28 protein-coding genes, 1 tRNA gene, 1 pseudogene and 1 CRISPR repeat array are annotated in these 19497 nt (G+C 63.0%); of the genes and pseudogenes, 16 read left to right on the forward strand and 14 right to left on the reverse strand.

Translation table 11 applies throughout. From position 1 onward, the window contains the following. The 6 genes from AC1AXT_RS00005 to AC1AXT_RS00030 all read right to left on the reverse strand — a co-directional run. Window positions 1-1228 (reverse strand): IS481 family transposase (locus AC1AXT_RS00005; protein WP_476552960.1); only part of this gene is annotated, 1228 nt, incomplete at its 3' end. A 122-nt stretch (window positions 1229-1350) separates the two neighbouring features. Further along, a CRISPR array of direct repeats spans window positions 1351-2297; the repeat unit is 29 nt; unit sequence GTCTGCTCCGCACACGCGGAGATGATCCG. A 72-nt stretch (window positions 2298-2369) separates the two neighbouring features. After that, window positions 2370-2732 (reverse strand): DUF2513 domain-containing protein, encoded by a 363-nt coding sequence (locus AC1AXT_RS00010; RefSeq protein WP_476539466.1) that lies wholly within the window; start codon window positions 2730-2732, stop codon window positions 2370-2372. Then, window positions 2722-2865 carry a hypothetical protein gene (locus tag AC1AXT_RS00015; protein ID WP_476539468.1) on the reverse strand — a complete coding sequence of 48 codons (144 nt, stop codon included), beginning with the start codon at window positions 2863-2865 and terminating at the stop codon, window positions 2722-2724. The genes AC1AXT_RS00010 and AC1AXT_RS00015 overlap by 11 nt, the downstream gene beginning before the upstream one ends. Window positions 2866-2937: 72 nt before the next feature. Further along, on the reverse strand, window positions 2938-3210 hold the full coding sequence (locus tag AC1AXT_RS00020; protein ID WP_476539470.1) for a hypothetical protein: 273 nt from the start codon (window positions 3208-3210) through the stop codon (window positions 2938-2940). Between the two features lie 82 nt (window positions 3211-3292). Then, on the reverse strand, window positions 3293-3541 hold the full coding sequence (locus tag AC1AXT_RS00025) for a hypothetical protein (RefSeq protein ID WP_476539472.1): 249 nt from the start codon (window positions 3539-3541) through the stop codon (window positions 3293-3295). 2 nt (window positions 3542-3543) lie between these two features. Further along, a complete protein-coding gene (locus AC1AXT_RS00030) occupies window positions 3544-4113 on the reverse strand; it encodes a toxin glutamine deamidase domain-containing protein (protein WP_476539474.1) in 570 nt (189 codons plus the stop codon). On the opposite strand from AC1AXT_RS00030, the gene AC1AXT_RS00035 reads away from it, so the two are divergent. The 15 genes and pseudogenes from AC1AXT_RS00035 to AC1AXT_RS00105 all read left to right on the forward strand — a co-directional run bounded on the left by AC1AXT_RS00035 (window position 4067) and on the right by AC1AXT_RS00105 (window position 13945). Continuing rightward, entirely contained in the window at window positions 4067-4696 is a 630-nt protein-coding gene (locus AC1AXT_RS00035; RefSeq protein ID WP_476539476.1) for a hypothetical protein, read from the forward strand. The genes AC1AXT_RS00030 and AC1AXT_RS00035 overlap by 47 nt on opposite strands. Further along, window positions 4623-5828, forward strand: a complete 1206-nt coding sequence (locus tag AC1AXT_RS00040; RefSeq protein ID WP_476540478.1) for a VG15 protein — start codon at window positions 4623-4625, stop codon at window positions 5826-5828. The genes AC1AXT_RS00035 and AC1AXT_RS00040 overlap by 74 nt, the downstream gene beginning before the upstream one ends. Before the next feature lie 12 nt (window positions 5829-5840). Beyond that, on the forward strand, window positions 5841-6131 hold the full coding sequence (locus tag AC1AXT_RS00045) for a hypothetical protein (protein WP_476539478.1): 291 nt from the start codon (window positions 5841-5843) through the stop codon (window positions 6129-6131). Beyond that, the gene (locus AC1AXT_RS00050) at window positions 6121-6483 is read left to right on the forward strand and encodes a DUF2513 domain-containing protein (protein ID WP_476562915.1); all 363 of its coding nucleotides are present in this window, start codon (window positions 6121-6123) and stop codon (window positions 6481-6483) included. Before AC1AXT_RS00045 ends, AC1AXT_RS00050 begins: the two co-directional genes overlap by 11 nt. A gap of 44 nt (window positions 6484-6527) precedes the next feature. Continuing rightward, window positions 6528-6599 (forward strand) — tRNA-Trp (locus AC1AXT_RS00055). A gap of 133 nt (window positions 6600-6732) precedes the next feature. Then, window positions 6733-7332, forward strand: coding sequence for a capsid assembly scaffolding protein Gp46 family protein (locus tag AC1AXT_RS00060; protein WP_476539482.1), 600 nt, complete (start codon window positions 6733-6735; stop codon window positions 7330-7332). Between the two features lie 28 nt (window positions 7333-7360). After that, entirely contained in the window at window positions 7361-8005 is a 645-nt protein-coding gene (locus tag AC1AXT_RS00065; protein ID WP_476539484.1) for an SU10 major capsid protein, read from the forward strand. Then, window positions 7924-8808 (forward strand): hypothetical protein, encoded by an 885-nt coding sequence (locus AC1AXT_RS00070; protein ID WP_476539486.1) that lies wholly within the window; start codon window positions 7924-7926, stop codon window positions 8806-8808. The genes AC1AXT_RS00065 and AC1AXT_RS00070 overlap by 82 nt, the downstream gene beginning before the upstream one ends. A 122-nt stretch (window positions 8809-8930) precedes the next feature. Continuing rightward, window positions 8931-10379 carry an IS21 family transposase gene (gene istA / locus AC1AXT_RS00075; RefSeq protein WP_476539488.1) on the forward strand — a complete coding sequence of 483 codons (1449 nt, stop codon included), beginning with the start codon at window positions 8931-8933 and terminating at the stop codon, window positions 10377-10379. A 4-nt stretch (window positions 10380-10383) separates the two neighbouring features. Further along, window positions 10384-11164: pseudogene (gene istB / locus AC1AXT_RS00080) on the forward strand (IS21-like element helper ATPase IstB). Between the two features lie 122 nt (window positions 11165-11286). Then, the gene (locus AC1AXT_RS00085) at window positions 11287-12078 is read left to right on the forward strand and encodes an IS3 family transposase (RefSeq protein WP_476540479.1); all 792 of its coding nucleotides are present in this window, start codon (window positions 11287-11289) and stop codon (window positions 12076-12078) included. A 167-nt stretch (window positions 12079-12245) separates the two neighbouring features. Continuing rightward, on the forward strand, window positions 12246-12410 hold the full coding sequence (locus AC1AXT_RS00090; RefSeq protein WP_476539489.1) for a hypothetical protein: 165 nt from the start codon (window positions 12246-12248) through the stop codon (window positions 12408-12410). A 90-nt stretch (window positions 12411-12500) separates the two neighbouring features. Further along, on the forward strand, window positions 12501-12674 hold the full coding sequence (locus AC1AXT_RS00095; RefSeq protein ID WP_476539491.1) for a hypothetical protein: 174 nt from the start codon (window positions 12501-12503) through the stop codon (window positions 12672-12674). Continuing rightward, entirely contained in the window at window positions 12671-12871 is a 201-nt protein-coding gene (locus AC1AXT_RS00100) for a hypothetical protein (protein ID WP_476539493.1), read from the forward strand. The genes AC1AXT_RS00095 and AC1AXT_RS00100 overlap by 4 nt, the downstream gene beginning before the upstream one ends. A gap of 696 nt (window positions 12872-13567) precedes the next feature. After that, a complete protein-coding gene (locus tag AC1AXT_RS00105; protein ID WP_476539495.1) occupies window positions 13568-13945 on the forward strand; it encodes a hypothetical protein in 378 nt (125 codons plus the stop codon). 190 nt (window positions 13946-14135) lie between these two features. Here AC1AXT_RS00105 and AC1AXT_RS00110 read toward each other — a convergent pair whose 3' ends face one another. The 5 genes from AC1AXT_RS00110 to AC1AXT_RS00130 form a co-directional block, all read right to left on the reverse strand. Next, entirely contained in the window at window positions 14136-14447 is a 312-nt protein-coding gene (locus tag AC1AXT_RS00110) for a hypothetical protein (RefSeq protein WP_476539497.1), read from the reverse strand. Further along, window positions 14444-14767 carry a hypothetical protein gene (locus AC1AXT_RS00115; RefSeq protein WP_476539499.1) on the reverse strand — a complete coding sequence of 108 codons (324 nt, stop codon included), beginning with the start codon at window positions 14765-14767 and terminating at the stop codon, window positions 14444-14446. Before AC1AXT_RS00115 ends, AC1AXT_RS00110 begins: the two co-directional genes overlap by 4 nt. A gap of 109 nt (window positions 14768-14876) precedes the next feature. Beyond that, a complete protein-coding gene (locus AC1AXT_RS00120; protein WP_476540481.1) occupies window positions 14877-15575 on the reverse strand; it encodes a VG15 protein in 699 nt (232 codons plus the stop codon). Beyond that, on the reverse strand, window positions 15496-16035 hold the full coding sequence (locus AC1AXT_RS00125) for a hypothetical protein (protein WP_476539501.1): 540 nt from the start codon (window positions 16033-16035) through the stop codon (window positions 15496-15498). The genes AC1AXT_RS00120 and AC1AXT_RS00125 overlap by 80 nt, the downstream gene beginning before the upstream one ends. Window positions 16036-16063: 28 nt before the next feature. Next, complete coding sequence (locus AC1AXT_RS00130; RefSeq protein WP_476539503.1) at window positions 16064-16324, reverse strand: hypothetical protein; 261 nt, start codon at window positions 16322-16324, stop codon at window positions 16064-16066. A 63-nt stretch (window positions 16325-16387) separates the two neighbouring features. On the opposite strand from AC1AXT_RS00130, the gene AC1AXT_RS00135 reads away from it, so the two are divergent. Continuing rightward, entirely contained in the window at window positions 16388-16735 is a 348-nt protein-coding gene (locus tag AC1AXT_RS00135; RefSeq protein ID WP_476539504.1) for a hypothetical protein, read from the forward strand. A gap of 564 nt (window positions 16736-17299) precedes the next feature. On the opposite strand, the gene AC1AXT_RS00140 is transcribed toward AC1AXT_RS00135, so the two are convergent. The 3 genes from AC1AXT_RS00140 to AC1AXT_RS00150 form a co-directional block, all read right to left on the reverse strand. Continuing rightward, a complete protein-coding gene (locus AC1AXT_RS00140; protein ID WP_476539507.1) occupies window positions 17300-17458 on the reverse strand; it encodes a hypothetical protein in 159 nt (52 codons plus the stop codon). Window positions 17459-17849: 391 nt separating this feature from the next. Beyond that, the gene (locus AC1AXT_RS00145) at window positions 17850-18029 is read right to left on the reverse strand and encodes a hypothetical protein (RefSeq protein ID WP_476552820.1); all 180 of its coding nucleotides are present in this window, start codon (window positions 18027-18029) and stop codon (window positions 17850-17852) included. Window positions 18030-18325: 296 nt separating this feature from the next. Then, on the reverse strand, window positions 18326-19153 hold the full coding sequence (locus AC1AXT_RS00150; protein ID WP_476539511.1) for a tyrosine-type recombinase/integrase: 828 nt from the start codon (window positions 19151-19153) through the stop codon (window positions 18326-18328). Window positions 19154-19497: the final 344 nt, after the last annotated feature.

A 19497-nucleotide genomic window follows, 5' to 3' on the forward strand; every position in this document is an offset into this window, starting at 1 on the left:
CTTGCTGTCCGGCATGCGCGCAGCCGACGCCCAGGCGCAGCGTGTGCCTGCCGAGATTGGGCGTCTTCACCGTGCCGTTGGCGCGCACGGTGACCGTCACGGGTCCCGCTTCGGGGCATTGCTGGCGGACGGGGTCCCATGCCGGCCGGTAGCGCCGGTAGTCGCCATGCGCCGCGTCGGGTTCGCCCGCGGCGGGGCGCATGGCGACCGCTTCCGCCAGCTCGCCGTCGGGCGTGGCCTTGGCGCGCTCCGTGTAGGCTTCCCATGGCGTGCGCCCTGCCAGCGCGCTGTGGGGCCGTTCGGTGTTGTAGTAGCTGACGAACTCGGCCAGCTGGGCGTTGAATTCATCCAGGTTCGCGGCCAGGGGGCGCGCGTCGAGCCATTGCTTGAGCGTCTGGTGCCAGCGCTCGATCTTGCCCTGGGTCTGGGGATGGTAGGGCCGTCCGTGCTTCTGCCGCACGCCGTGCGAATCCAGCAGCCCCTCGAGCCGGTGGCGCTGGCCGGATCCCGGCAGGCTCCTGAATACCTTGCCGTTGTCGGTCAGCGTGCTGGCGGGGATGCCGTGCTCCCCGCACGCCTCGAGGAACAGGGCGGCCACGTCGTCGACCCTGACCGGGTCGTAGGCGCGCGAGGCGAGCACGAACCGGGAGTGGTCGCCGAACCAGGTCAGCACCTGCGCGTCGGTGCCGTCCGCGAGGACCCAGTGCGTGAAATCCGACTGCCAGGTCTCGTTGGGCAGCTCCGCCTCGAAGCGCTGCACGCTGGCGCGCGGCCGCTTGGCCGGCTCCGGGGTCACCAGCCCCTCGTCCACCAGGATGCGGTGGATCGTCGACGCCGCCGGCGCCGCGCCGTCCCGGCGCAGCATCAGCGTGCGAATCGACCTGGCTCCTGCGTCCATGCCGCCGTCGCGCAGCTCGCGGCGAAGCTGCGCCACCCGCCGGCGCGTGTCTGCGTCGGTGCGGTTGGCGACCCGGCGCGCCGCGCGGCTGGCCGGCACCAGCGCCGCCTCGCCGTCCTGGCGGTAGCGGCGCTCGAGCTGGTAGACCCATTGCCTGCTCACGCCATAGCGGGCGGCCACCCTGGCGACCGCCTCGCCTTCGGCGAGGGCCTCGATGATGCGCACGTTGCGCTCGTAGAGGGAACGCGCCTGCCGGCTCAAAGCGGACGGATCGACCTCACGGGTAGTCTTGTGATTGTCGTTGCCTTGGTTGTGTTTGCTATTGACCATACCAATCACAACCACGGCAACGGCCTGAAAAATGTCAACCATCCCCTCGGACCACTGTCAACCATCCGCTGACACAGCTGTCAACTATCCGGTCGAACAGGACATTCGCCCCGCTGGTAGGAGTCTGCTCCGCACACGCGGAGATGATCCGGGTCAAGCATGGTGGGTTGTTCGTGCGTTTCCTGGTCTGCTCCGCACACGCGGAGATGATCCGAGCAATGAGATGGGCGACGACGAGCTACGCTGGTCTGCTCCGCACACGCGGAGATGATCCGGCCGTCACGGTACGCGCCAGTGTCAACCGGCGGTCTGCTCCGCACACGCGGAGATGATCCGCTGATTTTGCCATCGGATGCCATTTTCTTGACGTCTGCTCCGCACACGCGGAGATGATCCGGACACGCTTCCGCACCCATTGGCCTGACGCTCGTCTGCTCCGCACACGCGGAGATGATCCGAATTGAAGCGGCTGGAAAGGAAGAATCGTCATGTCTGCTCCGCACACGCGGAGATGATCCGTCGGGATCCACGGTCATTCGGACAAGCCACTCGTCTGCTCCGCACACGCGGAGATGATCCGTGGCTTTACTGATTTTTCCCGATAACCAGCGCGTCTGCTCCGCACACGCGGAGATGATCCGACACCACGACTGCTCAACCTGATTTTCACGACGTCTGCTCCGCACACGCGGAGATGATCCGACGGCATGATCAAGACCGTGTTCGTCAAGACCAGTCTGCTCCGCACACGCGGAGATGATCCGGAGCAGAAATGAACGAGGAACAGATCGAGCAGGTCTGCTCCGCACACGCGGAGATGATCCCACGTCGGTCAGCTCGTCGCACAGACCGGCGGCGTCTGCTCCGCACACGCGGAGATGATCCGCCGTGCGCAAAAGCGAGGAAGCCCTCGCCAACGTCTGCTCCGCACACGCGGAGATGATCCGCATCCTCCTGCACCTGTGGCACGACCACCGGGGTCTGCTCCGCACACGCGGAGATGATCCGCAGATTTCTCCGCCGTTGAGCATTTGAAGCACGTCTGCTCCGCACACGCGGAGATGATCCGTCCCGGCGTCCTTCCGGTTGGGCGAACTGCGTAAAGCAAAAGCCACCCCGATGGGGATGGCTGTAGGAATCCTTATAGGCCGAGCATGAGCCGTGCGACGCTGACGGCCACTTCCTTGACGACGGCCAGCGAAACGGAGCCTACCGTGCCGCCTATCCGCTCCTTGACCCTATGCCAGACCTTGTCGGACCTGACCGCGTCTAAAAAATCTTTGCCTTCCCATGTCAGGGAATGCGCTTCGGCGCGGATGACATTGCCACCGATGTCGCGTACCAGGGACGCGTCGATGAGGCCGGCCTGCTGCATGATGTCGAAATGATAGGCCACCTCGTCGAAACCATGCCGTTCGTCGGCGAACATGCCGGCGGACACGTCGCCCCCGGCATCCGCAATCCCCGTGAGTATCGTACGCACCAGATCCATATCACGTCGCATCGCATTCTCCTCCGTCTTGGCCGTCCTGCCGTTCGTATTCGTCGATGACGGCGATGAACGCGAGCGGCATCTTCCTGATCGCGCGCATATCCGGCTTCACCGTCACGTGCAGTTCCGACGCATTGCGCATCATGGTTCCTTTTCCCGGCATAACGGTTTTACTTAAAACAAAAGCCGCCCGGGTAGGCGGCTCGTCATCTTGTCTTTACGAATCTCTTTTTATTGGCTTGAACCCTGCATCGGGGTCATCACTAGCAACGGGGTCCAAACCCGGACCGTGATAGCAGGGAACGACTTTACCTGTCTGGAGATTAACCGCATAGAAAATCCCGCTGGCTGGGATTGCGACACTCAGGTATCTCATATCGATCTCCGCAACCGCATAATGGTCCATGATCGTTTCGGTTTTGCCTGTGTACCATTCTTCCGGCGTCCCAGTTGCGCGACTGAGAAGCCTGATAATCTCCTTGGATTCCATCTCATTCCTCCCAGGTATCGTATGCGTTCCACATGTCCCATCGTTCATCGGCGCGAATCATCTCCGCGCGTGCGGAGCAGACTCATACATACCGATATGGCACGTCATCGTTGAAGCATTCATCGAACTCCGGCGAGTCAACCAATACCATCTTTATGTCTCCGGTTTCCTTGTCGATTCTGTACTCCGGAATGTCAAGTTCCATCCGCGTGGCCTTGTCTTCCGTGTTAAGGAGGAAAAACCATGCAAAAGGGGTATCTTTCACCGCTTCCACGACCAGATTCGGGAAAATGGAGTTCGCCTTGGCCACTGCCTGCTCGTAGGTAACCATCTCTACCTCTCTACCCTGACTAGCCTTTTAATCAGATCGGTTGATGGGGCATTGTCTACTCTCATTATAACGGTTTGCCCTTCTCGCGCACGATCAAAATAGAACCCTACGTCATAGGCGCCAGTCTGCGGATCTAGGTATGCGATGCCGTCATCAAGGTACTCCGCGACAAAAGCATGGCCACCGGGCCTGTTTCTGTACCAGATTTCTATGATGGCCTGACAGCCTTCGCCCCAATCTTCCATTAGCGCTTCCAGCTTTTCCTTTCCGTTTCCCTCACTGCATTGAATAGGTGTCGCCTTGAACGCCTTGAGGTAGTTTCTGCCATCAATGTCATGAAGCTCGTCTGGAATGCCAGCGGAAAGCATCGGCCTCGGGCATGCAACGACGTTGTATCCACGCCTACGGAGAATGTAGGCGTCCACGCACCGCTGGCAATTGCTAGAGAACGCAGGGTCTTCGCCATAATGCGGATTGGTCCGTCTGCTCCGCACACGCGGAGATGATCCGGACGAGGACGGGGACGTGCCCAAGCTCGAGCAGGTCGCCCAGCAGAACGTGCAGCCCCACATCGAGCAGTTGCGGGAACTGGCCTGCCGGTTCAGCGGGGAAACCAGCGTGCCCGTCTCCTCCCTGGGCGTGGTGACCGACAACCCCAGTTCCGCGGAAGCGATGCACGCCGCGGAAAAGGATCTGTGCGTGGACTGCGAGGCCGCTACCCGCGTGTACGGGGCGAGCCTGCGCCGCGTCGCGCAGGACATCGTCATGCTGCGCGACGGGGTCACGGAAATCGACGATGAGCTCGCATCCCTGATGGCCCGCTGGCGCAACCCGGCAGCGCCCAGCGTGATCGATGCGGGCGACGCGATGGTCAAGCTCATCTCCGCGTTCCCGTGGATGGCGGACACGACCGTCGCATTGGAGGAAGTCGGGTTCACCGACGAGCAGATCATCCGCCTGACCAGCGAAAAACGCCGCGCACAGGCCAAAAGCACGATCGACGCGCTGATCGGCGGGCAGGGAGGTTCCGATGGTGGACAGGACGCAGGTCAACCTGCTGCTGGCGAGCCAGAACGCGGCGGTGGGGTACTGCCAGCAGCTTCTGGGCGACCTGTGGACGCAACTGCAGGGGCAGGCGCCGCAGACGCAGCGTGACCTGCTCCTGGACGCGGTTCCCGGCATCGTCGACCAGTTCTCCAACGTGGCAGCCACGGCCGCAGCTGAATGGTACGAGCAGGTACGCGACGACGATATCGGCAGCACCGGCTACCACGCCACGGTCGGCAGCGGATTCCCGTCCGAAGCCGTGCAGGATTCCATCCGCTGGAAAGCCGGCGTCCTATGGGACGATCCCGAGCAGATGGCGAGGTTCCTGCGCAACGCGTCAGACCGGTGGGTCAAGTACGGCGGACGCGCGACCCTGTACGAGAACATGTACCGGGACCAGCGGTGCACGTCGTGGGCGCTGGTACCGGCCGGCAAATGCTGCGCATGGTGCACGATGCTCGCCTCCCGCGGATTCGACTACGTCACCCGGGACACGGCATGCAAGTCCATGCACAATAACTGCGACTGCATGCCCACCCCGTCCTTCGACTCGAAGAAGGCGTTCATTTCCGGCTATGACCCCGACGCGATGTACGAGCAGTACGAGAAGGCATACGACACGCTGCATTCCAACGACCAGCCGGCATGGCTGCAGGACCTGAAAGGCGACGATCAAAGCAAGATCCTCGAAATCATGCGACGGGAATTCCCCGACGAATACACCGACGGGGAACACGGCTGGGTCAACAACAAGCAAAAGAGACAGAAGAATACTGTTGGCAACCTCAATCTTGCCAACTGGAACGACTACAGGGCGTCCTTGGCAGAACGCTTCATGGCCGCCAACAACCCAGAATGGAAGATGCCGCCAGAACAGCCGGTGAAAGTGCCTTCTTCATGGCGCCAGAGTCTGGGAAGACTGTCGGAGAAACACCTAAACCATATTCTGTATGGGAATATGGATTACCAAGACGATGAGTATGTTTACGAGGGTGGCCATCTCTACGGGTACGGATGGATTGGTAATCGTGATGAGTTCTCAAGTGGAATGACAGTGGATGATGTTCTTGATCTCTTGGAAAGGACGCTCGACGGCAATACCGGCATTACGTTCAATGTGAACGGTGAGGATGATGGAATAACCCGCTATTACAAGACGATCGACGGGAGAAAGTACGTTGCATTGTCGACCCCTAAACAAGGTATAATTAGCTTCTACCCAATCCACGTCTCAAAGTAGGAGGTGCCTGTCATGAATGCCAAAATTGACGGCAAGTACCTCGTCCAGAGCTTTGACAAGGCGTTAAGAGACGCAGGTTTACCTGACGAAGCCGATGCTCTGATGATGGATGCAGAGGCGGGAGAGGCACATGCTGGTTTAGTCTGGGCCGCATATGTTGCAGCTGATAGGAAAGTAGAGGTCCCGCGGGACGTCTTAGTCAAAACCATTGAGCTGTTATCGTCTAGTTCCCTCTACTCATGCGGTGTTTCGCCGTGTAAAGCCCTACTGAAACAAAGCGAGGATGCTGATTATGCGTCGTGACATGGATCTGGTCCGTACGATCCTCAAGGGCATCGCGGACGCTTCCGGCGATGTGCCGGCTAGCGTGTTCGTTACGGAACGGCATGATTTCGACGAAGTGGCCTACCATTTCGACATCATGCAGCAGGCTGACCTTATCGACGCTTCCCTGGTACGGTCGGCCAGCGGTTCGATCGTGCGCGCCGACGCGTATGCGCTGACATGGGAGGGCAATGATTTTTTAGACTCGGTCAGGTCTGACAAGGTCTGGAGCAAGGTCAAGGAGAGGATAGGCGGCACGGTCGGGACGGTGTCGCTGGCGGTAATCAAGGAAGTCGCCGTCAGCATCGCCAAAACCATGCTGGGCCTATAAGCCAGATCCCGTTAACCAAGCCACCTTCGGGTGGCTTTTGTTTTAGGCATGTAGCTCAACGGCAGAGCGCTGGTCTCCAAAACCAGAGGCTGCGGGTTCGATTCCCGCCATGTCTGCGAAACACGCCGCACGGCGTGGACGGAACCCTACCGGCCATCCGCAACAGGCCGGGCGTTTGCCATGCGGGATACGGCGCCCCGCTCCAATGCCGCCGGAAACCAGAACCACTCAACGTTTTGAGGAGCCATCATGTTCAAGACCAAGCACCGTCTGCACCGGCTGCATGCCATCGCCGCCGAACCGGAAACCGGCAGCGATACAGCCACGGAGGAAACCGCGGCCGCGGATGAAACCGGGGACGCGCCGGCGCGCACGTATTCGCAGGCCGAAATCGACCAGATCGTCGAGAAAAGGCTCGCCCGCGTCCGCAAGCAGTACGGCGACTACGAGGACATGAAGGCCAAGGCCGCCCGCCTCGACGAAATCGAAGCGGCCAGCAAAAGCGAGCTCGAACGCCTCGAAGACGCCAACAAGGCCCTCGAAGCGAAACTCGCGCAACGCGAGCACGAAGCGCTCATCCAGTCCGCATGCCTGAAGCACTCCATCCCCGAGGAATACGCCGACCTCGTGGCCGGCGCCGACGAGGAAGCCATCGAAGCGGCCGCGAAGAAGGTCGGCAAGCTCGTCGCCGCGAAGGCCAAGGACAAGCCCCGCCCGGTTCCAGGCGAAGGGGACATGCCGCAAGGCAAGCCAGTCCCGGACCTCGACGCGCGCATCCGCGCCGCCGAACAGTCGGGCAACGTGCGCGAGGCGATGCACCTGAAGACCATGAAGCTCGCATCCAACTAACCAGACCAACCAATAGACCAAGGAGGCCATGATGCCCGGAATCACCGGAATGGGCTTGACCTACAACCTGCCCAACTACGTCGGCGAACTGTTCGCCGTCTCGAAGGAAGACACGCCGCTGCTGTCCGCTATCGGCGGCCTGACCGGAGGCCGTTCCACCGGCCGGTCCACCACGTTCGAATGGCAGGGCTACGACCTGCGCGACGCGGCCAGCGACCGGCAGCGCCTCGAAGGCGCCGCAGCGCCCGACGGCGAGGAACGCGTCCGCTTCAACGCGTCCAACGTCGTCGAAATCCACCAGGAAGCCGTGGAACTGTCCTATACCCGCCAGGGCGCGCAGGGCATGGCCGACGTGTCCGACCAGGACACCGTCAACATCGGCGGCACCGTCGTCCCCGCCAACGAAATGGACTGGCAGCTCGAACAGCAGTTCAAGCAGATCGCCCGCGACGTGGAGCTCTCGTTCATCCAGGGCACCTACCAGAACGTTCGCTCCGCACGCGCGGAGATGATCCGCCGATTTAGGCGGAAGGGAGGTCGTTCCCTTTTCTTGGACTTTTGCGAAGGCCTTGGAAAGGGGCGTGATGGGAAATGTATTCGGCAGCTGAGCGCATACGCGCGATGGAGGTGCTGGAAGAGACGCGCAGCATCAGGGAAACGGTCCGCAGGCTAGGCTATCCGGGCGAGACGGCGTTGCGCCAGTGGCGGCGCCAGTGGCTGGCACGGGAGCCGGGCAGCCGGATGCCGCAGTCGTGGGCCAAGTGCTTCGGGACGACGGAGAAGCGGGTCGCGGTCGCGCACTGGCTCGAACACGGCCGGTGCATGGAGACGACGGTGCGCGAGCTTGGCTATCCATGCCGGCAGAGCCTGGCGGAGTGGATAGCCGAGCTGGTGCCCGACGCGCGTTTCCAGAAGAAGCATTCGGCAGGGCAGCGGCGCGCGGCCGCGATGCGGGTGCTGGCCGGCGAGAGCCGCGAAGGGATCGCGAAGGAGCATGGCGCCCTGGTGGCCACGGTGGCAAACTGGGTGAGGGAACTCAACCAGCAGCGGCAGGAGGCGATCGTGACGGCCATCGGGGAGGACGCGCACCGGCAGGACGCCGTGGCGTCCGGCATGGATGCGGGCATGCGCGAAGGCGGCGGCGCGCCGCCAGGCGTGCGCGAACGCGAGCTTGCCGAACGGGTGCGCATGCTTGAGGAGCGCCAGAAGGGGCTGCAGCGGCGGATCGCCGCCCTGGAGGAGGAGAACGGCGAGCTGCGCATCGACGTGGCAGTGGCCGAGGAGACCGCCGCGCTGCTGGGAAAAGAGCTGGGCACAGACCCTGACAACCTGGACAACGCGGACAAGGCCGCCATCGTCGACGCGGCCCGGGAACGATGCGGCGCGACGGTCGGGCAGCTGGCCGCGCGGGTGGCCGCGCGGGTGGTCATCTGTTTGTGTTCAATAAATATTGAACGGTGTGATCGCTGGATTTGAACAGGGTCAGCGTTCATTTTGGTCGGTAGCGTCGATGGCTGAATAGAACGCATCGGCGCCGCTGGTTTCCTGATAGGTTCCCGAGTGCTATCAACCATTTCGAGGTTCTCGGGAGGAAAGGAATGACGACGCCGATGTGCGTGCAACAGCGTATCAGGCAACTTGACCGGCAGGGAAGGACCCATGCCGAAATCGCGCGGGGCCTGGGGGTCTCGCGCACGACCGTGGCCAGGTACGCCGACCGCGAGGACTGGTCGCCTAGGCCGTCCGACGGCAAGGCGGGGCGCCCGTCGAAGATGGATGCCTACGCCGGCGTGGTCGACGCGTGGCTGCGCGAGGACCAGGGGCGCCGGCCCAGGCAGCGGCATACGGCCGTGCGCATCCATGAGCGCCTGGTCGCCGAGTACGGGTTCGAGGGCTCGTATCCGTGCGTGCAGCGCTGGGTGAAGAAGTGGCATGAGGAGCATCGCGCCGGGCAGGAAGGGTTCGCCGGGCTGGCGTGGCCGCCGGCGTCGGCACAGGTCGATTTCGGCCAGGCCGACGCGGTGATCGGCGGGGCGGAGCGCGTGGTGCATTTCCTGGTCGTGACGTTGCCGTATTCGAACATGCGCTACGTGGTCGCGCTGCCCGGCGAGGGCGCCGAATGCGTGTGCGCGGGCCTGCAGCAGGTCTTCGCCCATATCGGAGCGGTGCCCACGCTCCTGGTGTTCGACAACGCCACCGGCGTGGGCCGGCGCAAGCCGGACGGCACCGTGCCCGTCACGCGCCTGTTCGCGATGATGACGGCGCATTACGGGTTCGAGGCGCGGTTCTGCAACCCGCGGTCGGGCAACGGGAAGGGCAGCGTGGAGAACGCCGTCGGCTTCGTGCGCCGCCACCTGATGGTGCCGGTCCCGTCAGCCGAAAGCCATCGCGCGCTGGGCGAGGCGTGGCTGGCGCAATGCGACGCGCTGGCCGACGGCATGCACTACCGCAAGGGCCGCACGCTGGGCGAGCTATTCGAGACCGGCCTGGAGCACATGCTCGCCCTGCCGTCCACGCCGTTCGACCCGTGCGACTGGCGCACGCTGCGCGCCGGCCGGACCGGCACCGTCACGGTAGGCCGCGACCGCTTCCTGGCCGGCCCCGGATGGCACGGCATGCGCCTGCAGGTCGGGGTGCGCGCCTTCCAGGTCGGGCTGCGCGGCCCCGACGGCGAGCCGATCCGCACGTTCGAACGGCCCTGGGGCAGCGGCGAAACGACGCGGATCGACCCCGCCAGCCTGCTGGCCCTCCTGGCCCGCAAGCCCCGCTCGTGGCCGCAAAGCCCCGTCCAGGAACGCTTCCCCGCCACGCTGCGCGGCCTGCTCGACCACATGGCCGGCGCGGACCGGCGCGCCCTGATGGGCGACCTGCACCACGTCGCCGCCGCCTGCGGCTTTGACGCGACCATGCAGGCCGCCGGCGAGATCATCGCCGCCGGACGGCTGCTGGAACGCTCCGGCCTCGAGACCTGCGCCCGGCGCATCCGGCAGGGCGCGGCCACGGGAAGCGTCGGCCTAAGCGGCTACGACCGGTTCATGAAGGAGTAGGAACATGACGGATGCCGACACCACGGCCACGGCCCGGACGCGCGGCATGCGCACCATCGCCAAGGCCAGGCCCGAGACCGTGCTCGACCTGGCCCGCGGGCTGCCCCTGACCCGCAGCGTCCTGGCCCAGGCGGTCGAGAACGCCACGCCCGGCCAGCTGGGCTTCCTCGCGCAGTTCCTGCAAGCCGAACGCGACAGCCGCGCCGCGGCGAAACGCCGGCGCCTGGACAGGCAGGCCGGGTTCCCGCAGCGCAAGGAGCTGGACGGCTACGACTGGAGCATGGCCAGCTTCCCGCCCGACTGGGGGCGCGCAGCTGGCCAGCCTCGGGTTCGTCGACCACGCCGAGGACCTCGTGCTCTACGGGGACGTGGGCTGCGGCAAGACCCACCTGGCCATCGCGCTAGGCATCCAGGGCTGCCAGCAAGGCATCCCCACGCGTTTCTTCACCGCCTCGTCGCTGATCATGCAGCTGCGCCAGGCCAAGGCCCGCGACCGCCTCGAGCGTGAACTCGCCTCGATCGGAAAGGCCCGTCTCGTCATCATCGACGAACTGGGATACCTGCCCATCGACATCGAGGGCGCGCGCCTGCTGTTCCAGGTCATCGCGGACTCCTACGAGAAACGCAGCCTGATCTTCACCTCCAGCCTCGAGTTCTCCCGCTGGGCGGACGTGTTCGGCGACGGCGACATGGCCGCCGCCGTAATCGACCGCATCGTGCACCACGGGCGCATCATCCGCTTCCACGGCGACTCGTACCGCAACACCCACGCCCTGATGAAATAACCCCCCCCCAACCAACACCCCAACCAGGAAAACCATCAACCGATCAACGCGACCACAATGGACGATGAAAGCGTCCAATTCCCGTGATCACGCCGTACACGTCAATTTGACAAAACACAGGCATCGCGCGCAGCACCTATTTCCACCAGCGCCACCGGCGCTTCGGGCGCGACCAGGCCGCGCTCGTGCTGATCCGCGACGTGCTGGAGCAGTCCGGATTCCGCTACGGCGCCGAACGCATCCACGCGCAGCTCAAGTCCGCCGGCGTCACCGTGGGACTGCGGCGCATCAAGCGCATCATGCGCGAGAACGGCCTGCGCGTGGCGATGAAGAAGGCGCGCGGCCTGAACACGTACCGGGGCGCCGTCGGCACGGTGGCGCCCAACCTGCTGGAGCGCGATTTCACGGCCGAGGCGCCCAATGTCAAATGGGTGACCGACATCACCGAGTTCCGCCTGCGCGACGGCTCCAGGGTCTACCTGTCCCCGGTCATCGACCTGTTCGACGGGATGCCGGTGGCCTGGACCATCGGCACGCGCCCGGACTCGAAGCTGGCCAACGACATGCTCGAGCAGGCATGCGCCACGCTCGCCGACGGCGAGTATCCCCTGATCCATTCCGACCAGGGCCACCACTACCAGTGGAGCGGATGGGCGGCGATCTGCGAGAAGCACGGGCTGGTCCGTTCCATGAGCACGAAGGGATGCAGCCCGGACAACGCCGCGGCGGAAGGGTTCTTCGGGCGCCTCAAGCAGGAGTTCTGGCACGGGCGCCCGCACGTGCAGGCGCTGGCCGTCGACGGCTTCATCAGCGCGCTGGACGAGTACATGCACTGGTACCGCGACGAACGCATCAAGACGAAATTCGGCACCAGCATCCGCGAACATAGACAGCAACTCGGGCTTATGGCATAATCGAAACGCAATGCTCAAAGACGAGTCCAACAAAAAGGAACTATCCCCAAGGCTTCGCTTCGCCGACGTTCGCTCCGCACGCGCGGAGATGATCCGGCGACCGCGAATGAAGCAAAGCGCAAGGCTACGTTCGCTCCGCACGCGCGGAGATGATCCGGCGACCGCGAATGAAGCAAAGCGCAAGGCTACGTTCGCTCCGCACGCGCGGAGATGATCCGTGGCTGGTCTTCTTCGCGATTCTAATCATCGCATCACGAGAGGCGAGGAAATGGGTCAAGCTTTTGAAGCCGCCCAAGAAGAAGGGCAAGAAGACCGAGAAGGCCGAGAAGTAAGAACAGGTTCGGGATATGCCAGGTATCCCGAACCGCTTTCCATTTTCCTCAACCCTTTCCATTTCCGCAACTCTTAGAAAGGATGAAACCATGAAGAAGGTTCTGGACTCCATCAAGCCGAGCGAGGCAATCGAGGGGCTCGCCTTCGTCGGACTGGCAGTATTATCCCATCGGGAAGGATGGGGAGCCGCCTGCACCATCGCACTGGTGCTTGGCTCGCTGCTGACCACGGTAAGCCCGGCTGCCAGGAGGCTTATCAAGTGACCAAGCATTATCTCAGCATTACCGAAGCGGCCGAGCTTCTGGGGATTACCCGTGGAGCGCTTGGCGGATACAAGCTGCCTGAACCCGACGCGACAATCGGAACCGTGCGCGGCTGGAAGCGGGAGACCATCGAACGCTGGAACGCCGAGCGCCCCGGCAGGGGCGTGGACGGCGGCCGCCCGAGGCAGCGCCAGTGAACCCCATGGGGCGCCGCCACTCCCCTAGCACGGGACAACAGAAAAAGGCCCCGTTCGCTCCGCACGCGCGGAGATGATCCGAACTGCACTTTCACGAGGGTAAGCGACACGCAGTTCGCTCCGCACGCGCGGAGATGATCCGTACTATCCGCCGAAGAGCGAGGACGGTAAGGAGTTCGCTCCGCACGTGCGGAGATGATCCGCGTACGGCGTCGCGCCGAGACGTTCAGGCGGCGTCCGCTCCGCACGTGCGGAGATGATCCGTGGCAAGACTATCGTGCGTCCCTCGCCCAGCGGTTCATTGAAGCCAACAACCCGGAGTGGAAAATGCCGCCGGAAATGCCAGCGACCCCATCCAGACGGCTTCTTGAACCGCTTGAAGGGAAACTCACGGATAGGGTATGGAACCACATTCTTTACGGAGACCGAGTCTGGGCTAAGGTAAAGGGGGAAAAGAAGAAGGACTGGAAGCACAGGGGCGCGCATAAAAGCGGGTACGGATGGACTGCTAATGGGGACGAGTGGCCCAGCGATTATTCCGATGAGGATATAATAGAGGCAATCCGTCAGGTTACGCCGCAGAATCATAAGACAGAGCGTGGGACATACCCTGGTAGCGTTGACGGATTCAGCATCAAGGTATCCACATCGCCGGATGGGAAGATTACCAGCGCATATGTGTCAAGGAGGTAGGCCATGGAAACGATGGTTATAGAACCTCGTCAATCCGCTGATCTGGATGAAATAGACCTGCTTGTAGACTATTATGCGAAAACCCTGATTAACGCCGACCTGACTGACCTAGCGAGCGATATTTTGCAGGATTACCATGCTGGAGAGCCGACGATAGCTCTGGACGGTGGAGTTTTCTATGTGATTCGCAACAAGCTTCCGGTCAGCGTTGAAAAAGTGGAGGAAACCGTTCAATATCTCGACGACGATAGCTACGGGATGATCGAATGCAAAAAGTTCCTTGCAGGGAAGGGGGGTTCGCTCCGCACGCGCGGAGATGATCCGGCCGCCACATGCCCGACCAAAGCCTGCATGACGTTCGCTCCGCACGCGCGGAGATGATCCGCGCTCAACGTGCTCGGCTACTGCCCGGAATGCGTTCGCTCCACACGCGCGGAGATGATTCGAAGAGAGGGTGCCTGCGGTTCTTCATCATGGTGCTCCTTGATGGTGGTGGGCCCGTTCCGGGCATGAAAAAACCCACCCGTGCGGGTGGGCTGGGAAAAATCTTGGATGCCGCAGCTAGCGGCGTCTAGCCGCGTTCCTTGCGGCGCGCCCGGTCGTAGTATTCCTGGGCGAGGGGATAGTCGGTGTGTGGCCGCTTGTAGTAGAGGCACCACAGCATCCACAGGCGCATTTCCTCGTCGGATGCGTCCGGGAAGGGAATTTCGTTTTCAGGACGCGGCCCCCCAGTCTCGCCGCCGCATACGGTTTTCGGGGTGTACAGCGGGGTGTCGCTTAGCCTGCTTTCCATGTACTCGTACATAAGCATGTTCGAGTTGAAAAACGAACGCGCTTCGGCATATCGGAGGAATTCAGGCTCGTAGTCCATTGTTGTTTTCATGTCGCCTCCTTCGCCATTCCTAGGAATATTTTAGTCCCTTTGGGGAAGGTCTTGTTCCATGCGTCCCATCGTTCCGGTGATGCGATGACGGCGGAGACCAGTTCAGCCCACGCTTCCTGCTCGATTGCTCCTCCAGTGTCGTAGTAGCCTGCCGGATGCGACCACGTGGCGTAGGGCCTGCGGCCTTCGCCGAGACAGCCGAGGAGGATGTCGTCGAACTGGCTGTTCTCCTGGGAGATGCCTTCGTGTACGGAGTATGCAACGTTTTTGTATGCTGATTCGGAATACTTTGACGCTTCCTCCCTATGTGCATCTAGCACGAGTTTCAAGAGCCTTCGTGACCGTCCCCTTCCATGCTTGCCGGGTTCGTAATCCAGTCTTTTGACGTCATGGCATTGAGCTGGCTTGTGGTCAGGTGGCCGTTCTTCTTCAAGCTGGCGGACAGTTCGTTGATGAGCTCGATGTCCTGCTGGTTCTTGCGTACGAGTTCTGCGGCCGTCTTGCGGTAGTCCTGCGCTTCCTTGAACAGCGTGGCGCCCAGGCGCGAGCCAGTGCCGGAGGACAGGTAGCGGGCTTCGTCGCCGAGGATCCAGTCGAGCATGTGCCCGGTTTCGTGGAAGAACGTCGTGTGGTCCTTGTCAGTGACCCAGCTGAACCGGATGCCGTTGTCGGCGGGGGGAGAAGTAGGCGGTGCCGTCGTAGGCGAAGGTCGAGGATGCGGTACCCGTTGGCGTGCCTGCACCATAAGCGCGCCACGTCCTTGTCGGGCGCGTCGGCGAGGGCGCGGTTGATCTGGGCGGTGCGGTTCTTGCCAAGGGCGCGCGCCAGGGCGCTGTTGGGCGGGATGCTCAGGTCGGGGTCGAAGACGCTGCCGTCCTTGAGCAGGGATGCCAGGTTGTGGCGCAGCTGGGCGAGCATGTGCTTGACGCTGGCGGTCACGCCGCTGTCCTTGCAGTCCTGCCGGGCGGCCTGCACGGCCTGCTGCATGGCGCCGGGATCGTAGCCGCCCAGCACCGTCTGCTGGCCCCAGCTGGGCACGATCTTGCAGTCACAGCCGTCGTGGTAGCGGGTGCCGTCCCTGCCGGCGGTTTCCTCGGACAGGTGGACGAAGCCGTGGGAGGCGAGCAGGTAGCAGAACGCGCACGTTTCCCTGCCTTGCGGAACGCGCGCCCAGGGGGGGGCGGGACAGGTCGGCGGCGATGTTCTCGCGCATAGTGGTGCGCGCGGCGGTGGCGACCATGTCGCCGAGAAACTGCTGCCAGTCGTCGGCGGACTGCAGGGACGGCCACAGGTCGTCGATGCCCACGCCGGCGCGGCTGCGCCCATTGACGGCGTCCTCGTATTTGAGGCCGTTGTAGTCGGTGCCGGAGAAGCCGCCCTGGTTGTCCCACAGGATGCGCGACACCTGGGAGCCGATGGCGGCGTAGTCGTCTTCGGCGCCCCACATCTCGCGCAGCGTCCCGTAGTATCTGGAGGTGAGTTCCGCGGCCTGTGCGGCGTAGTCGGAGACGATGTCCTGCAGGTCGAGGGGGCTGGTTTTCCATGCCTCCTCGACCAGCTTGCAGCCTTCGTCCTCGATGGTTTCCATGAAGGACTGGTAGCGGCCGTATTCGGCGTTAAGCAGCCGCTGTGCCGGCGGTTTCGTTATCGGGGGTTCCGCCTTCCTCCTGGCCGAGCACGCGGGCTTCGAGTTCCCGGATGCGCTGGCGTGCCTGCTCGCGCTGTTCGTGGGCGCGCAGGGACTGGATTTCGCCCTGCGTCAGCCCGGCCTTGGCGAGCCCGACGTCGCTGGACGCGAGCGTTTTGCATTCGCCGGCGACCTTGGCGTAGTAGCCGGCGCGGGCCGCGTCGGACACTTCCCGGGTGGGCTCCCACACGCAGCGCAGGGCGGCCAGCCCGCCGGGGGGGGGGCGTCGAGGCCGTCGCGCAATTGCACGGCCATGTCCATCGCGTCGCGGATGGACGCGGAGAACAGCCGGTTCTGCCGGTCCGCTTCCCGCGACAGCTTGCGTTCTGCGGCGGACATCGCCTCGGCCGAGGCGGGGTTGTCGAGCGCGATGCCCAGGTCGTTGACGGGCAAGCTGGTTTCGGACGCGACGAGCATGGCGATGGTCTTGAGCATGTCCGAATGCGGCTGCATGGAGGCTTGCGACACCTGCTTGAGTTCGGGCTTCTCCCCGTTCATGTCGACGTCGATGGCGTTGATGACGCTCACGGCGCTCTGCCACAGGTCCTTGTTGAACGCGTCGCCGCTGGCGCCCAGGAACCACAGTTTGGGGGCGCTGTAGAATTCCGCGGTCGCGTTCGCTCCGCACACGCGGAGATGATCCGATGAGGGAATGGGCGAGCCAAGCCGCCCAATCGTTCGCGCCGCACGCGCGGAGATGATCCGGTTTCGGGCCCGTCGGCCGTGTCGATGATGGAGTTCGCTCCGCACGCGCGGAGATGATCCGCCAACGGAGCCGCGCGCCGCCGCATCCAGGCCGTTCGCTCCGCACACGCGGAGATGATCCGTCCTCCTCGTCGTGGCCACCTCCTGCGGCCTCGAGGAGTATTTCGGCGCATTCCGCCGCTAACAGATAGAAAAGGCCCCTCCGGTTCAACTCGGAGGGGCCTTTTCCTGTTGTTCCGCGCTAGTGGGTGCGCTGCGGCCTGTGAGCCTCACTGGCTCTTCTTCGGTCGGCCGCCGACTCCGCGCCTTGGGCGCGCGTTGTTCCACGCTTCAATCGACTCGCGCGTCCACCCTCTGGCGTGGCCCACCATTACGTCCGGTTCGGGCATGTTGTAAGAGGAAATCGCCGATTTGGACACGCCTAGCAACTGCGCAACCTCCGTCAGGCTTAGATACCGTTTCATTCCATATCCTCCATTAGCGCGGATGCCAGCGAGATAGCTGCGGCCGCAATCCAGCAGCCTGCAATCCAGCCAGCCCTATGGGTGGCGATGCTGTAGATGGCCATGACTGCCGCCCCTACGGGGACGAGCGCCTTCTTCCAGGCGTGTGCGTTCATAACGCCTCCTTGATTTCTTGCCGATGATAGCGGAAGATGGGAGGGAGGGGCTCTGGATACTTCCGCTATCCGGAACCCCTGTTTTTACTCCTTCCTATTTCCTATGTTTCCCCTGCGATGGCCGCAAGGCTTTGATGAGCCATTTGACCACCTTGAAGAGGAATTTCGCCGTCTCGAGCGCAACCGTGGCAATCGCCGCGATTCCAACAAGGTCGTGGTCCATAGGAACCTCCGCTATTCGGTTATTGCCAGGACCTTCCCAACACTCTTAATATCACCAAAGTTCAAACTGAATGGCAAGAAAAACCCAAGAAAAAAACAATCCTGCACAACTTACGCACAAACGGAAAAGACGCCCCGCGTCCGAAAGGCGCGGAGCGCTCGCAGGCACCTACCGGCGGCGCCAGATGATGGCCAGCACGCCGGCGACGGCGAGCACGCAGATAGCGTCCAGCGCCAGCGAATCCGCCCTTGTGGAACAGATCGCCAGAATCGCCAGCAATGCCGCCCACGCGTCATTGCCGCCAGAAGGTTTCCTGTGTTTTGGGCTGTGATATGTAGACATATCCATGTCCTATACTGTTAGGACCACGCCCCCGTAAGGGGACGCGGTAGCGTCGCCCCAACGGTTGTCGGTGCGGCCGCGACGTCCCCCCGCTAGAAGGGCTGTCTCGACAGCATCAATGCTACCGGATATAATGGGCCATGCAAGGTTTCGGCACCGCTAGCCTCCCCATCGCTGAGGGCGAGCACCAAAGCTTTCGGGGAGGAGCCAGACCTCGCGGGGTGAAACCGGGCTGTGGTATGCACCCCACTGTTAGAACCACGGGAGCCCCGCGCCGCAAGGTGCGGGGCTCCTGCGTTGTTTCAGGCAATGCGCACGGCGTCGGCCGCAGCCCGCATCCTATCCTCCGACAGCGCCACATACCGCTGCGTCGTTTCGGTAGACGCGTGCCCCAGCAGCTTCGACACCAGCATCAGGTCATGCGTAGCCTCATACGATTTCGTCGCATACCTATGTCGCAGGCTATGGCATGTGTATTCCGGGCCGAGCAGCCGCGAGACGTGCGAGCCGATATAGGATTCCTCCACATGGCCGCCGAAGCGCCCAGGGAAAACGTAGCCGCCGGCAGCCAGCAGCTCCTGCGCCAGATCCTCCGGCAACGGCACCAGCCGCAAGACGCCGCCCTTGCCGACCACGCGCAGCGAATGCCCGAGAAGATCCTCGACGACATCCTCCGACCGCACCTTTGCGATCTCCATGCGCCGCAACCCGCACTCAGCGCCAAGACGGATCATCAGGCGCTCGCCGTCAGTGGCCTGCGCCAACGCCTGCAGGATGACCTTGTCGGGACATGGTTTCGGTTTGGGTTTGGCGCGTTGTACCGGCGGCAGCCCTGCCGACGGATCCGCGCCGATCTGGCCAGATGTGTGCAGCCAGCCGAAAAAGCCGATGCACGCGTTGCGGAACCCCTTCCTAGTTTCCAGCGCCCAGTCTCTCGACGCGAACCAGTCGACGAGCATGTCGGTCGTCACGTCTCCCGGCGACGCTGCCAGAACATTGATTGAGACGAGAGCGATCTGGTGGTAGCGCGTCTTCAGCGTCGCCGACGAATAGCCTGCGGCCTTCAGACGTGCGAGCCAATTCCTTATATAATCCGCCCATCCGGCGGGAATCATCACCTTATCTACCATTGCCTAATAATGGCGCAAACCGGAAAGCAAAAAGCCCCTCTCGAATGATTCGAGAGGGGCTCCTCGCGGCATAAATCGTAGCGGGGCAAGGATTTGAACCTTGGACCTCTGGGTTAGTCTGCTCCGCACACGCGGAGATGATCCGACATTCGCGGAAACGGCTGCTGGCATGCTCACGTCTGCTCCGCACACGCGGAGATGATCCGCGACGGCGGTTCCAGCGGAAAGGCAGAGGCGCATCGAGGTGCCCCGCATCGGGCGCTTGACGTGCGCACAGCGGTTCGAGGGCATCCAGCGCGTCGCCGAAGAGCTCATCAACATCACATGACGGGGGAGGAGCCCAA

Source organism: Bifidobacterium sp. LH_450 (assembly GCF_056356715.1).

What these genes read in the sequence shown, in the direction of transcription:
- AC1AXT_RS00010 (WP_476539466.1), bottom strand. Translation starts at nt 2,732, where the DNA reads ATGCGACGTGATATGGATCTGGTGCGTACGATACTCACGGGGATTGCG.
- AC1AXT_RS00015 (WP_476539468.1), bottom strand. Translation starts at nt 2,865, where the DNA reads ATGATGCGCAATGCGTCGGAACTGCACGTGACGGTGAAGCCGGATATG.
- AC1AXT_RS00020 (WP_476539470.1), bottom strand. Translation starts at nt 3,210, where the DNA reads ATGGAATCCAAGGAGATTATCAGGCTTCTCAGTCGCGCAACTGGGACG.
- AC1AXT_RS00025 (WP_476539472.1), bottom strand. Translation starts at nt 3,541, where the DNA reads ATGGTTACCTACGAGCAGGCAGTGGCCAAGGCGAACTCCATTTTCCCG.
- AC1AXT_RS00030 (WP_476539474.1), bottom strand. Translation starts at nt 4,113, where the DNA reads ATGTGGGGCTGCACGTTCTGCTGGGCGACCTGCTCGAGCTTGGGCACG.
- AC1AXT_RS00045 (WP_476539478.1), top strand. Translation starts at nt 5,841, where the DNA reads ATGAATGCCAAAATTGACGGCAAGTACCTCGTCCAGAGCTTTGACAAG.
- AC1AXT_RS00050 (WP_476562915.1), top strand. Translation starts at nt 6,121, where the DNA reads ATGCGTCGTGACATGGATCTGGTCCGTACGATCCTCAAGGGCATCGCG.
- AC1AXT_RS00060 (WP_476539482.1), top strand. Translation starts at nt 6,733, where the DNA reads ATGTTCAAGACCAAGCACCGTCTGCACCGGCTGCATGCCATCGCCGCC.
- AC1AXT_RS00065 (WP_476539484.1), top strand. Translation starts at nt 7,361, where the DNA reads ATGATGCCCGGAATCACCGGAATGGGCTTGACCTACAACCTGCCCAAC.
- AC1AXT_RS00070 (WP_476539486.1), top strand. Translation starts at nt 7,924, where the DNA reads ATGTATTCGGCAGCTGAGCGCATACGCGCGATGGAGGTGCTGGAAGAG.
- istA (WP_476539488.1), top strand. Translation starts at nt 8,931, where the DNA reads ATGACGACGCCGATGTGCGTGCAACAGCGTATCAGGCAACTTGACCGG.
- AC1AXT_RS00090 (WP_476539489.1), top strand. Translation starts at nt 12,246, where the DNA reads ATGAAGCAAAGCGCAAGGCTACGTTCGCTCCGCACGCGCGGAGATGAT.
- AC1AXT_RS00095 (WP_476539491.1), top strand. Translation starts at nt 12,501, where the DNA reads ATGAAGAAGGTTCTGGACTCCATCAAGCCGAGCGAGGCAATCGAGGGG.
- AC1AXT_RS00105 (WP_476539495.1), top strand. Translation starts at nt 13,568, where the DNA reads ATGGAAACGATGGTTATAGAACCTCGTCAATCCGCTGATCTGGATGAA.
- AC1AXT_RS00110 (WP_476539497.1), bottom strand. Translation starts at nt 14,447, where the DNA reads ATGAAAACAACAATGGACTACGAGCCTGAATTCCTCCGATATGCCGAA.
- AC1AXT_RS00125 (WP_476539501.1), bottom strand. Translation starts at nt 16,035, where the DNA reads ATGGAAACCATCGAGGACGAAGGCTGCAAGCTGGTCGAGGAGGCATGG.
- AC1AXT_RS00135 (WP_476539504.1), top strand. Translation starts at nt 16,388, where the DNA reads ATGTCCATCGCGTCGCGGATGGACGCGGAGAACAGCCGGTTCTGCCGG.
- AC1AXT_RS00140 (WP_476539507.1), bottom strand. Translation starts at nt 17,458, where the DNA reads ATGAACGCACACGCCTGGAAGAAGGCGCTCGTCCCCGTAGGGGCGGCA.
- AC1AXT_RS00145 (WP_476552820.1), bottom strand. Translation starts at nt 18,029, where the DNA reads ATGGATATGTCTACATATCACAGCCCAAAACACAGGAAACCTTCTGGC.
- AC1AXT_RS00150 (WP_476539511.1), bottom strand. Translation starts at nt 19,153, where the DNA reads ATGGTAGATAAGGTGATGATTCCCGCCGGATGGGCGGATTATATAAGG.